12 protein-coding genes and 1 other annotated feature are annotated in these 12,626 nt (G+C 35.5%); all 12 genes read right to left on the bottom strand.

The genetic code is table 11. The features are described from left to right. Window positions 1-76: 76 nt before the first annotated feature. Complete coding sequence (locus tag CIL05_RS13805) at window positions 77-1,192, bottom strand: Nif3-like dinuclear metal center hexameric protein (protein WP_095656136.1); 1,116 nt, start codon at window positions 1,190-1,192, stop codon at window positions 77-79. Further along, window positions 1,182-1,898, bottom strand: a complete 717-nt coding sequence (locus CIL05_RS13800; RefSeq protein WP_095656135.1) for a tRNA (adenine(22)-N(1))-methyltransferase — start codon at window positions 1,896-1,898, stop codon at window positions 1,182-1,184. The genes CIL05_RS13805 and CIL05_RS13800 overlap by 11 nt, the downstream gene beginning before the upstream one ends. 203 nt (window positions 1,899-2,101) lie before the next feature. Next, window positions 2,102-2,479 carry a cytochrome c550 gene (gene cccA, locus CIL05_RS13795; RefSeq protein ID WP_095656134.1) on the bottom strand — a complete coding sequence of 126 codons (378 nt, stop codon included), beginning with the start codon at window positions 2,477-2,479 and terminating at the stop codon, window positions 2,102-2,104. 102 nt (window positions 2,480-2,581) lie between these two features. Continuing rightward, window positions 2,582-3,118 (bottom strand): hypothetical protein, encoded by a 537-nt coding sequence (locus tag CIL05_RS13790; protein ID WP_095656133.1) that lies wholly within the window; start codon window positions 3,116-3,118, stop codon window positions 2,582-2,584. 120 nt (window positions 3,119-3,238) lie between these two features. Then, the gene (gene rpoD, locus CIL05_RS13785; RefSeq protein ID WP_095656132.1) at window positions 3,239-4,360 is read right to left on the bottom strand and encodes an RNA polymerase sigma factor RpoD; all 1,122 of its coding nucleotides are present in this window, start codon (window positions 4,358-4,360) and stop codon (window positions 3,239-3,241) included. Between the two features lie 31 nt (window positions 4,361-4,391). Further along, a complete protein-coding gene (dnaG, locus tag CIL05_RS13780; protein ID WP_095656131.1) occupies window positions 4,392-6,206 on the bottom strand; it encodes a DNA primase in 1,815 nt (604 codons plus the stop codon). A gap of 468 nt (window positions 6,207-6,674) precedes the next feature. After that, entirely contained in the window at window positions 6,675-7,478 is an 804-nt protein-coding gene (locus CIL05_RS13775; RefSeq protein WP_095656130.1) for a pyruvate, water dikinase regulatory protein, read from the bottom strand. A gap of 47 nt (window positions 7,479-7,525) precedes the next feature. Then, the gene (gene ccpN / locus CIL05_RS13770) at window positions 7,526-8,155 is read right to left on the bottom strand and encodes a transcriptional regulator CcpN (RefSeq protein ID WP_095656129.1); all 630 of its coding nucleotides are present in this window, start codon (window positions 8,153-8,155) and stop codon (window positions 7,526-7,528) included. Between the two features lie 90 nt (window positions 8,156-8,245). Continuing rightward, a complete protein-coding gene (gene glyS / locus CIL05_RS13765) occupies window positions 8,246-10,330 on the bottom strand; it encodes a glycine--tRNA ligase subunit beta (protein WP_095656128.1) in 2,085 nt (694 codons plus the stop codon). After that, window positions 10,331-11,206 (bottom strand): glycine--tRNA ligase subunit alpha, encoded by an 876-nt coding sequence (glyQ, locus tag CIL05_RS13760; protein WP_095656127.1) that lies wholly within the window; start codon window positions 11,204-11,206, stop codon window positions 10,331-10,333. A gap of 73 nt (window positions 11,207-11,279) precedes the next feature. Further along, window positions 11,280-11,448, bottom strand: a binding site (T-box leader). 78 nt (window positions 11,449-11,526) lie between these two features. Then, window positions 11,527-12,270, bottom strand: a complete 744-nt coding sequence (gene recO / locus CIL05_RS13755) for a DNA repair protein RecO (RefSeq protein WP_095656126.1) — start codon at window positions 12,268-12,270, stop codon at window positions 11,527-11,529. A 212-nt stretch (window positions 12,271-12,482) separates the two neighbouring features. Further along, entirely contained in the window at window positions 12,483-12,626 is a 144-nt protein-coding gene (locus tag CIL05_RS13750) for a YqzL family protein (RefSeq protein WP_095656125.1), read from the bottom strand.

Raw genomic sequence — 12,626 nt, 5'->3', positions numbered from 1 at the left:
CTGCTATACAATTTTTGGTGGGACGATTGAGTGCAAAGTCCCAGCCTTTTAGAATATAGCCTGGTTAAATTAATTATTAAATAAATAAAAATGGCTCTGTATTAACTTCTGATAAAATGACCTCAACATTATCTTTTTTAAGTATTTTATCCAAATACTGTTTTGTTGCCTTTTTCATTACTTTTTCGATATAGTGGCCTGGATCAATTACAGATAGCCCCATCTGCCAAGCATCTTGTGCCATATGAAAACTCATATCCCCGGTAATATAGACATCTGCTCCCTGCTGCTTAGCTGTATGGATGTATTTTTCTCCACTTCCACCCAATATTGCAACCTTGTCCACTTTTTTTGTTAAATTACCTGTGAAGCGAACGGTTGGTACATCCAAAACTTCTTTTATATGTTCGCAAAATTCCTCCATAAACATCGGAGAATCTAATTTACCAATACGGCCAATTCCAAACGCTTCGCCTTTATTTTGTAATGGAAAAATATCATAGGCAACTTCTTCATATGGATGTGCCTTTATCATAGCACGAATCACATTGGAAAGCTTTTTCTCCTGTACAATTGTTTCGATTTTGACTTCATCAACCAGCTCTAACTCATCCTGGGATCCAATGTATGGGTTTGTCCCCTCAAGAGGTTTAAAAGTCCCCTGGCCTTCAGATTGGAACGTGCAGTGACTATAATTACCAATATGTCCCGCACCACCTTCACTTAATGCTTCCCGAATATTATGCATATGTGATTTTGGAACAAAAACAGCAATTTTATAAAGCTTTTCCGTAGCAGTATGAACTAGAACCTTGCTGCTTCCTATTCCCAGCAAATCACAAAGTATATCATTCACACCGCCATTAGCTGTATCTAAATTTGTATGTGATGCATATACAGTTATATTGTGCTGAATTAGTTTGTGGATAATGCGTCCTTGAACAGATTCAATATTCACCTGTTTCAGTGGCTTAAATAAAAGTGGGTGATGTGCAATGATCAAGTCAACCCCTTTATCAATTGCTTCATCTACAACTGTCTCTAGGACGTCCAATGTTATCATAACTTTTTTCACCTGTTTATTATAGGTGCCTACCTGTAATCCAACATTGTCCCAGTCATATGCAAGATTCTTGGGCGCCCAGTTTTCCATGAGATTAAAAATATCTGAATTAGTTTGTTTATTTTTCATTCATTAAAACCTCCTTCATCCATTTCAACTCTTTCTGAAACTGCTGTATCTTTTTATCATTTTTTATAGTCGCTTTATTCATTTGATCAATTACACGTTGTAATTTTTCATATTCAGTTTTCCATTTGTAAAAAAATACTTCTGTTTTTTCTTTTAATAGTAATGGTCCGAATAATAATTGCTTTTCTAAATCATCTGCTTCAAAGGGGTTGGCAGCTGCATTTTTATCTGCGACGACTATTTCATAAATATGACCACTTTCTTCCAGTATCGCCTCGTTCGTAATTGTAAACCCATTTTCGTAAAACCACTTTCTAACATTTCCGGCATCAATATTTGGTTGGGCAATGATTCGTTCAACCCCATCCAGCTTTTGAATGCCCTCATCTAATATCGTTTTGATCAAAGGTCCGCCTATTCCGGCAATTACCAACTGACGTACTTCTCCTTTGTTTAATATTTGCAGCCCATTTCCCAATCGAACTTCTATTACTTTTGATAATTCATGTTGATTGACAGTATCAACAGCACTATTATATGGTCCAACATTCAATTCTCCTGCAATAGCTTTTGCCGTATTATCATGCAAGCAAACATAGCACGGTAAATATGCATGGTCTGAACCAATATCTGCAAATAAAGCCCCTTCTGGAAGATATGAGGCTACTTTACTTAATCTTTTTGATAGTTTTATCGAATTCGTCATAAATATCTCTACTTTCCTATACTTTTAACCTGTAGTTTTACTTCATTTAGCGCAGGGCTTGTCTTAGTGGATTAGCTGTCTTCATCAGCCCAAGAGCAAGAACATCTGCCCGAGAACAGAAAACTTACAATGCCTTTAAGAGAAAAAGAAAAGCCTTCTGTTCATAGCAGAAAGCTTAACTTTTTAATATATTTCATTATACATTACTGTTTTTCAGATAACCAGCTTGCTAGTACCTCTGCTTCAGCATCTGTAGCCAGTCCAGGAGGCATTGATCCTTGACCATTAATAATGATATTCTGAATATCTTCTTTTGAAAGATCACTTCCTACTTGAGTTAAGTCTGGACCTACTCCACCGGATAGATCAGCACCATGACAGCTTGCACAGTTGGAAGAGAATATTTCTTCAGGATTTCCTGTAGTTTCTCCTTCTTGTGACTCTTCTGTTTGTTCACCGCCGCCTTCTTCAGCCTGCTGAATGTCTTCACGCTGATTTAAACCAATAAACGAAATTACAATTACTGTAAGTATCCCAAGAATAGCTATTATTGCATATGGGACAGCTGCATTGTTCTTCACCTTAGTTTCCTCCTTATGTAATCCCCATATTCTTATTTGTTAAAAGACTATATTCATTTTACTCGAAAAACAAAATAGTTTAAAGTGTTTAGATGTGAATTTTTATAAAACAATATAAGAAACAGTAAATAGTATACCTAAAACACTACATACCATAAGATACTTTATCTTATTTTTATAGCTTACTAACAGCCAGAAGATAAAATTTAACATGATGACAATATATAATAGGTTTATTAAATCAAAATATAATTTACATAGATAAACGGTTGCCATTAAAATTATAATCAGATTTGTAATCAGGGCTATGTGATAAAATCCATTTTCACTTTTTTTAAAATATACATAGATCCAAAAAGAATAGCATAAAAAAAGAAATAATATACTAATTTGCAATATCAGATGAAATTGCGTAAAATATAAAACAAGAAATGAAAACGGTAACAACAGTAGCAAAAGTATAAGTTGAATGATTAACATAATTTTTCCAGCTTTTGTATACGATGGTTCAGGAACTTCTTCATTTTCCCCTTTCGTATATAATGCCAGGAGAAAATCACAATAAACTTCAGGAAGCAGATTATGTTGCTTCCAGTAGTTTATTTCCTTAACAATTGTAGTGATTCGGTTATCTGACATAGATTTCACTCCGCCGGCAGCTGGTATGCTGAAACTTACTATTTTTTTCACTATCAATAGATAGAAGGCACAGAAAAGTCATTGTGCACAGAATATGTGTACAATGACTGAAGCCGCTTATTAATCCAAAAAGTCCTTTAGTCGTTTACTACGACTTGGATGCCTTAGTTTTCTTAATGCTTTAGCTTCAATTTGACGGATTCTTTCCCTAGTTACACCAAATACTTTTCCAACCTCTTCCAATGTTCTGGTCCGTCCATCGTCCAGTCCAAAACGCAGACGTAAAACATTCTCTTCTCGATCAGTAAGAGTGTCCAGTACATCTTCCAACTGTTCTTTAAGAAGTTCGTATGCCGCATGATCTGAGGGGGAGACTGCTTCCTGATCCTCGATAAAATCACCTAAGTGGGAATCATCTTCTTCACCAATTGGTGTTTCCAACGAGACAGGTTCCTGGGCTATTTTAAGAATATCACGGACTTTATCCGGTGTTAATTCCATTTCTTCACCAATTTCCTCAGGCGTTGGTTCACGTCCGAGATCCTGCAATAATTGACGTTGTACACGAATTAACTTATTGATCGTTTCCACCATATGAACGGGTATACGTATTGTTCTTGCCTGATCGGCAATAGCACGCGTAATTGCCTGACGGATCCACCATGTTGCATACGTACTGAATTTAAACCCTTTTCGGTAATCAAATTTTTCCACAGCTTTAATTAAACCCATGTTACCTTCCTGGATTAGATCAAGAAATAGCATGCCACGGCCAACATAACGTTTTGCAATACTTACAACAAGTCGCAAGTTTGCTTCTGCCAGACGGCGCTTGGCTTCTTCATCACCTTTTTCTATACGGGTTGCAAGCTCGATTTCCTGAGCAGCAGATAATAAATCAACACGGCCTATTTCCTTCAAATACATACGGACCGGGTCATTTATTTTGATGCCAAGTGGAACACTTAAATCATTCGTATTAAATTCTTCTTCTTTAGAAATCTGCTGCATATTTGGATCATCCTCAGATTCACCAATTATTTCTACACCTTGTTCTCCCAGGTACTCATAAAACTCGTCCATTTGATCAGATTCAATCACAAAATTGGACAGGCGATCCGCAACCTCTTCATAAGCTAATACACCACGTTTTTTTCCCATTTCAAGCAATTGTTCCTTTGCTTGTTCGAGTGTTAGCTCTGTTTCATTTTCTTTTGTTTGTGAAGGCTTCTTTTCTGCCATGAGTCCCCCTCCTTCCAGACTACTTAATCATTCAATTTGTGTTCTTCATTTGTTTCTGTATTTCAATTATTTGCTTCAGTATTTGCGCAGCTTTTATAGGATCATTTTGCTGTTCAGCTAATTTGCTTTGTTCTTGCAGTGTTTTTATACTATGCTTATCACCATTCTCAGCATGTATAATTTTAATATAATCATCAATTTCTTTATCACTGATATCATTGTGTAATGGATTCATAGCTATTTCTATAACCAAATGTTTTACTCTTTCGTCTGTCAGCTTTTCAATAAACAGACTAACATCAGCAGGATGTCCCTCTTCATAATATGCATACAAATAGGTTGCTATTATTTTATGCTCATCCAAGTTAAAGCCTGCACCAATCTCAGTCTGAACTTTATCCGTAATGTAAGCATCTTGCAGCATATATGAAATAAGCTTTCTTTCAGCATTATGAAAAGCCGGTAGTAATTTTTTGTTTTGAATAAATCTTGCTGTTTTATTAGTATATCTGTTCTTTTCTCTCTTATCCTTATGAATACCCTTCTTTTGCCTGATTGTTTGGATTTCATCAGTCAATGTATCCATTGAAAAATCAAATTCATTACTCAGCTCTTTTACATAATATTCCCGTTCAACTGGACTATCAATCATCGCAAGTTGATTAAGAATAGTTGCTATATAATTTATGCGATCTCCCTCAACACTTAAGTTATAATCCTGTTTCATAAACCGCATATAGAAGCTGATAAATGTATCACTTGCTTTAATAACCTCATTTTGAAAAGCTTCGGCTCCATTTTCTTTAATAAAGCTATCTGGATCCATATCTTCATTTAATTTTGCAATTTTAACAATACAACCAACACTACGTAATAAATTTGCAGCTTTATAAGTTGCTTCAAGTCCTGCCCGATCTCCGTCATAACAGAGTATTACGGTATCCACATAGCGTTTAAGCAGTTTTGCTTGCGATTCTGTTAATGCAGTCCCCATTGTGGCAACAACATTTTTCACACCCGCCTGATATGCTGATATAACATCCATATACCCTTCGAAAAGAACAGCTTCACTTTCTTTTCGTATATATCTTTTCGCTAAATCAAAGTTAAATAGCAGTTTTCCTTTTTGAAATAATTCAGTTTCAGAGCTATTTAAATATTTGGGACCTTGATCTGTAATAGAACGGGCTCCAAAAGCGACTGTTTTCCCTAAATGATTTCGTATTGGAAATATAACTCTTCCTCTAAAGCGGTCTGTTACACTATTGTCATCTTTTAATGTTACTAAACCCGCCTTGATGAGTAATTGTTGGTGGAATCCCTTTTTAACAAGAAATTCCGCAGTGAAATCTTTTACATTTGGTGCAAAGCCAAGTTGAAATTCATCAATGGATTCGTCCATTACCCCTCTATCTTTAAAATAGCTATATCCCTCTTTTCCATCCTTTGTAAATCTTAGCAAATGATGATAAAGCTTCGTAAGCCACTCATAAGCGGATAATATATTTTGGTTTTCCAGTGACATGGAAGTTTCATGCTTCACTCCTGAGTCAGGTAAGTCAATACCACTACGTTCTGAAAGAAACTTTAAAGCCTCGTAAAATGAGAAGCTTTCCATTTCCATCAGAAAGGTAACTACATTTCCACCTTTCCCACAGCCAAAACAATGAAAAATTTGCTTTTCCTGTGTAACTGAAAAAGATGGAGTTTTCTCACCATGGAATGGGCATAGACCAAAGAAATTCCTTCCTTGCTTCTTCAATTGTACATATTCGCCAATAACATCCACAATATCATTAGCTTTTCGAATTTCTTCGATTACCTCTTCAGGTATTTGATTGGCCATATACACCACCATACTATATTATTCGTTTCTCTTTAAGAAAATCCTTCATTTTTCGACAAGTTTTTTTCAAAACTCGAAAAAAATTTCCTTCTGTCTTATATAATTCGATTCGAAGGATAATTCCTGTTGATAATTTTCTTATAGTATACTTAGCTATTGTTCCTCTCACGGATGATACGTAAACCCAGCTGTCTGTATAAATTCCAAACAGTTTCTAAAACAGCCTTATCTATCTAGTTCTACATAATACTACTGGAATCCTTCTTAATTTTGAATGTTTTATTTTTCAGAATATGCCAATAGTAATACCAGTTCTGTTCGTTACTTATATCTTTACACAAAAAATGATTATAATACAATTTTAATAAAAATGCTAATAATATCGCTTCTTATTTCATATTTTTTTAATAAAACTTTAAAAAACATTCTACAATTGGCTTGTAGAATGTTTTTTATCTTTTGTTTTCATTAGTTGCGGATTATTTGTAAAATATTATTTGCTGTCTCTTCCACCGCTTTATTGGAAACATCAATAACTTTGCATCCAATTTTATTAACTACCTTATCGAAATATTCCAGTTCCTGATGGATTCTATCTAGGTTGGCATATGTAGCCTGGTCTCCCAATCCCAATGCTTTTAATCGTTCCCTTCTAATTTCATTTAGTTTTTCCGGGCTGATTCTTAAACCAATACATTTTGCGGAATCAACACCATATAATTCTTCAGGCGGGTCTACCTCCGGCACAATGGGAACATTTGCAACCTTAAATCGCTTATGTGCTAAATACTGGGATAAAGGAGTCTTGGAAGTACGGGAGACACCAACTAAGACAATATCTGCCCGAGCAATTCCTCTCGAATCACGACCATCATCATATTTTACAGCAAACTCAATAGCTTCAACTCTTTTAAAGTAATCTTCATCAAGTTTATGAACCAAACCTGGCTCAAGACGTGGAGCATCGTCGAAAACCTTTTCCATTGCACTTAGCATTGGACCCATAATATCAATTGACTCAATATTCATTTGTTTTGCTTTATCATTTACGTAGTTTCTAAGAACAGGATCAACTAGCGTAAATCCGATAATCCCATTTTCCGCTTTTGCTAATTGTATGGATTCATCGATAGTCCCTTTATCATCAACATATGGAATGCGATGTATTTTAAATTCCCCATTATTGAACTGACTTAATCCTGCTTTTATTACTAACTCTGCTGTTTCTCCAACAGAATCAGATAAAACGTACACAATTGGCTTAGCACCCATCTTTAAACTCCTCTCATCCGATATCTCTATATATAGTGGATGTTCTTTTATATCTGATCATCTGTAATTAATTCAACAAACACTTTTGTTATTGTCGTTTTTGTAACGCGACCAACTACTTCCAGACCTTCATTTTTGTCTTTAACTACAGGTATTCCATCGATTTGTTTATTTATTAATTTCTGTGCCACATCAATAATTAAATCCTCTTTCCTGCACACTGTAATGTTTGGCATTCTTGTCATAATGATATGTACAGGAACAGCATTTAAATCCTGCTGACCAATACTTGCTCTTAATAAATCCTTTCGTGAGAGCACACCAGTTAAACATGAATTGTCGTCCACTACGAATAACGTTCCTACATCCTCTAAAAACATAGTGGAAATAGCATCATATACGGATACTTCTTCTTTCACTACGATGGGTATATGCTGAAATTCCTGCACTTTATATTGCTTTATTTTTTCTGTTAATAATTCAGAACCGGTTTTACCTGTATAAAAATAACCAACACGTGGTCTTGCATCAAGAAAACCTGCCATCGTTAAAATTGCCAAATCCGGTCGTAAGGTTGCTCTTGTCAAACCCAACTGATCAGCAATCTTTTCACCAGTTATCGGGCCATTTCCTTTTACAATTTCAATGATTTGTTCTTGCCTATTCGATAATTCCATCTTTTCACCACCCAACGATCAATATGACATACTACTTCTAAATATTATAGACTATTTGGAGTGAAAATGGAATATTAGTATATACTCTAATTAAAATGTCTGCTTCCATTCAATATCAGTTAGATCAGCATAGTCCATTATTAATTGTGCAATATTGTTTACTAATGAAAGTCGATTATTTCTAAGCTCTTCATTTTCTGCCATAACCATATTTTTCTCGAAAAATTCATGGATGGACTCTGCCAGTTCACTTAAAATCGCTAATGCCTGTGGAGCATCTTTGCTTTGAACAGCTTCTTTATATTTCATTGATACCGTCTGAAATTTTTCATATAAAGCTTTCTCTGAAGCCGTTTCAAAATAGGATGGATCAATTTTTGTTTGATTTGTTTTGTTTGCGAGATTCAAAATACGAACCAATGCTTCCTGGACAAATTTAAATTTATCATCATTCCGTTTCTCTGATAAACAACCAGCTTTGGCTTGTGAATATCCTATCAATCCAATTTCTTTAGACAATACTGCCTGGATTACATCTTGTTCAATAGTCATTTCTTTTAATAAATAAGCAGCACGTAATTTGAAAAATTCCTGAAGCTCTTTTGTAACTTGTTCACGATTTCCCTGTTCAATATCCAGCGTAACATATAAGCTTTCGGTAATGTCCAAAAGTTTTTCAATCGAAATATTCCATTGTCTATCCTTTAAAATTCGTAAAATCCCTGTAGCCTGACGTCTTAGTCCATATGGATCCTGCGACCCCGTCGGTGTTAGTCCTACAGAAATACAACCAACAATCGTATCCAGCTTATCTGCAATACTTACAATTGACCCTGCAACAGACTGCGGTAAATTACCATTTGCCTGTTTTGGTAAATAGTGTTCACGAATAGCTTTTGCAACAGTTTGATCCTCACCATAGCGCAAAGCATATTTTTCCCCGATTATCCCCTGCAGCTCTGTAAATTCATTTACCATATTAGTCATTAAATCAAACTTACATACCTCTGCAGATCTAACAGCATGGGCAGCATCTTCTGTATCCATGTTCAACTCTTTAGTTAATTGTTCTGTTATATTAACAACCCGTTTTACCTTTTCACTGATTGTTCCTAATTTCTCCTGAAAAACAACCCGTTCTAATTTTTTTATATAATGATTGATTGGTTGCTTTTGATCTTCCTCATAGAAAAACTGAGCATCTGATAATCGGGCATGAAGTACTTTTTCATTTCCTTTTATAACAGTATCCAGTGCATATGAATTCCCATTCCTCACCCCAACAAAGTAAGGCAAAAGTTCCCCATCAATAGCTCTTACAGGAAAATAGCGCTGATGTTCTTTCATGGATGTGATTAATACTTCTGAAGGCAGCTGCAGGAATCGCTCTTCGAAAGAACCGGCGAACACAGTAGGAAACTCTACTAAATTCCGTACCTCGTTTAAAAGTTCCTGATCAATCGGTATTTGATATCCTTCCTTTTCTTCCAACTGTTTTATTCCTTCAAGAATTAGACCTTCCCGTTCTTTGGAATCGGCTACAACGTAATTTTCAAATAATGAAGATTGATATTCCCCGGGATTTTTTAAAATTATTTTTTTACCTAAAAAACGATGGCCATATGTTACATTACCCGTTTTAACACCTGCCACTTCAAATGGAATAACTTCTTCACCATATAGAGCTGTAAGCCATCTGATTGGCCTGGCGTACCTGAGTGTTTGCGTAGCCCAGCGCATGTTTTTTCCAAATTGAATCGACTCAATAATCACTTTAAAGTCAGGCAGCAAATCTATTGAAGATTTACCTTCGATACGTTTTTTCACAAAAATATATGTTGTACCTTTTATTTCTTTCGTAAAAATATCATCGACTGTTTTGCCCTGGCCCTTTGTAAATCCAATTGCCGCTTTGGTCCAGTTTCCGTCAGCATCTTTAGCTATTTTTTCTGCTGGTCCTTTTGCTTCCTCTTCAATGGTGGTTTGTTCTTCTGATACTTCCTTTATTAAAACCGCAAGTCGTCTCGGTGTGGAAAAAGAAATAATACTGTCATAGGAAATTCGCAATTCTTTTAACCATACTTCTGTCTTTTCAGCCAGTTGTTTCTCAGCATCATCTATAAAACGTGCAGGCAATTCTTCTAATCCAATTTCATAAATAACGTCTTTAGCCATTTATTTCTCCTCCTTCAGCATTGGGAAGCCCAGTTTCTCTCTCCCATCAACATAAGCCTTAGCAATACTTCTTGCGAGATTTCGCATTCTTGAAATATATCCAGTTCTTTCAGTTACCGAAATTACTCCTTTTGCATCAAGTAAATTAAATGTGTGAGAACATTTCAAAACATAATCATAAGCTGGGAATACCAAACCCTTTTCCATCGCGGACTTTGCTTCTTGTTCATACATTGTAAATAATTGAAAAAGCATATCTGTATTGGATTCCTCAAATGTATATGTCGAGTGTTCCAATTCAGGTTGGAAAAATATATCGTGTACTGTTACCTCGTCTGTCCACTCCAAATCAAATACATTATCCTTATCCTGAATATATGAAGCAAGTCGCTCGATACCATAAGTTAACTCTACAGCCACAGGACTCGCTTCCAAGCCCCCAATTTGCTGAAAATATGTAAATTGAGTGATTTCCATACCATCAAGCCACACTTCCCAACCCAGACCGGCTGCACCTAATGTTGGATTTTCCCAATTATCTTCAACAAAACGAATATCATGTTTTAGTGGATCAATTCCAAGTTTTTTCAATGATTCCAGATATAATTCCTGAATATTGTCAGGAGATGGTTTCATGATTACCTGGAACTGATGATGCTGGTACAAGCGGTTTGGATTTTCACCATAACGCCCATCATCAGGTCTTCTAGATGGTTCTACATAGGCCACATTCCAGGGTTCCGGACCTAAACTACGTAACAAAGTCATTGGTGACATAGTCCCGGCCCCTTTTTCAACATCATATGCCTGCATAATAATACAATTTTGTTCAGACCAGTGTTTTTGAAGCGCTAAAATCATTTCCTGTATGTTCATGGTTTATATACCCTCCATCAGTTATTTTAGGGTAAAAAAATACAACCCGTCCCTATGTCTATACATGTATAGACATAGGGACGGGTTGTAGCCCGCGGTTCCACCCTATTTGCTCATTATAGAGCCACTTTATACCAATTGCTCAAGAGTGCCATTCCTTATTGTTTTACTATCCAGCTTACACCAACCCGGACTCGCTTAAAATAAAAGCAATAAGTACTATTCTCCATCTCAGCAATAAAAATTATATAAGAAGTTGTTTACATTAAGTAATATGTACAAATAATACTGCATATTGTACTGCCTTGTCAATCACAGACTTATTTTAATAAATCCAATTGATTCAGAAACTTTCTTGATTTTAAATAAAATCCGCCGTATTGATCATAATAGGCATCCAGAATTTGCCGCATTAATAATTTGTTTTCCGGTTTTACTGAGATAGAACCAACACGATCCAATTCAATATTTACAAATACATATAATAATTTCACTATAGCATTTGGTAATCCAATCGCATCATTATCAATATTTCTGCATCGGTTACATAGTAATCCGCCTTCTGCAATGGAAAAAGCAAATGGAGCCTCTTTACTTCCACATTTCGTACATCTGTCCACAGTTGGAGCAAATCCACCTTTTTTGAATAATTTTAATTCGTACATGATTATTGGTATATCCGCATCTTCATTGTCAGAAATCCAGGACATTGTTTGATATAACTGATCATACAAATAAATATCTGGACTTTTTGAATCAATTAGTTTATCTGTCAGTTCGGTAATGTATGCAGTATAAGCAGTTTTTATAATATCTTCACGAATCCCGCGAAATGAATGGATAACTTCACCTTGCTGAATCGTGCTTAATCCACTATTTACATAGGCAAAGAATTCACCATATATAAATGGCTGCGTTACAGCAGCCATTCTGCTTTTTGGTTTTTTTGCACCTCTTGCCAACGCTGTGAATTTTCCAAGTTTTTTACTAAAGATTGTAACGATCTTATGTGTTTCTCCGTAATCCTTCGTTTTTATAATAATCCCGTTAATTTTTTCAAGCACACAGCTTCACCTTTCTTATCTGTCAGATTGCATAATTTTTCTTCAACCTGACCTTTTCCCCGTAAAAAAGCGATTGTACATATTTTATTATTAAAATGCGTGTTTGAACAATCTTATACTGATAGGAGAGTATAACTTTTTTTAGGAAATCAGTATAAGTGCAACTAAGGCTTTCGCCATTAAGGCTTGGCGATAAGCTAAGTTTTCTAATATTATTTTGTATCCAGTGATGTTAATTCTTCACTTACAATAGACCCTGGCTCCTCTGGATTCGGTTCATTTTCCAACTCTTTCATTAATAAATAGGTTTCAATGTTTCCCGTTTGACTGAATACTTTCCAGGTTATGTCGATCAC

It is taken from the genome of Virgibacillus profundi (assembly GCF_002287375.1).
Classification (GTDB): Bacteria; Bacillota; Bacilli; order Bacillales; family Amphibacillaceae; genus Virgibacillus_K; species Virgibacillus_K profundi.
The sequence above is the reverse complement of the archived record's forward strand: the minus strand, read 5'-3'. Positions and strand labels throughout refer to the sequence as shown.

Coding starts and splice junctions, on each gene's coding strand:
- CIL05_RS13805 (WP_095656136.1), bottom strand. CDS start 1,192: ATGAAAAATAAACAAACTAATTCAGATATTTTTAATCTCATGGAAAAC.
- CIL05_RS13800 (WP_095656135.1), bottom strand. CDS start 1,898: ATGACGAATTCGATAAAACTATCAAAAAGATTAAGTAAAGTAGCCTCA.
- CIL05_RS13790 (WP_095656133.1), bottom strand. CDS start 3,118: ATGTCAGATAACCGAATCACTACAATTGTTAAGGAAATAAACTACTGG.
- rpoD (WP_095656132.1), bottom strand. CDS start 4,360: ATGGCAGAAAAGAAGCCTTCACAAACAAAAGAAAATGAAACAGAGCTA.
- dnaG (WP_095656131.1), bottom strand. CDS start 6,206: ATGGCCAATCAAATACCTGAAGAGGTAATCGAAGAAATTCGAAAAGCT.
- CIL05_RS13775 (WP_095656130.1), bottom strand. CDS start 7,478: ATGGGTGCTAAGCCAATTGTGTACGTTTTATCTGATTCTGTTGGAGAA.
- ccpN (WP_095656129.1), bottom strand. CDS start 8,155: ATGGAATTATCGAATAGGCAAGAACAAATCATTGAAATTGTAAAAGGA.
- glyS (WP_095656128.1), bottom strand. CDS start 10,330: ATGGCTAAAGACGTTATTTATGAAATTGGATTAGAAGAATTGCCTGCA.
- glyQ (WP_095656127.1), bottom strand. CDS start 11,206: ATGAACATACAGGAAATGATTTTAGCGCTTCAAAAACACTGGTCTGAA.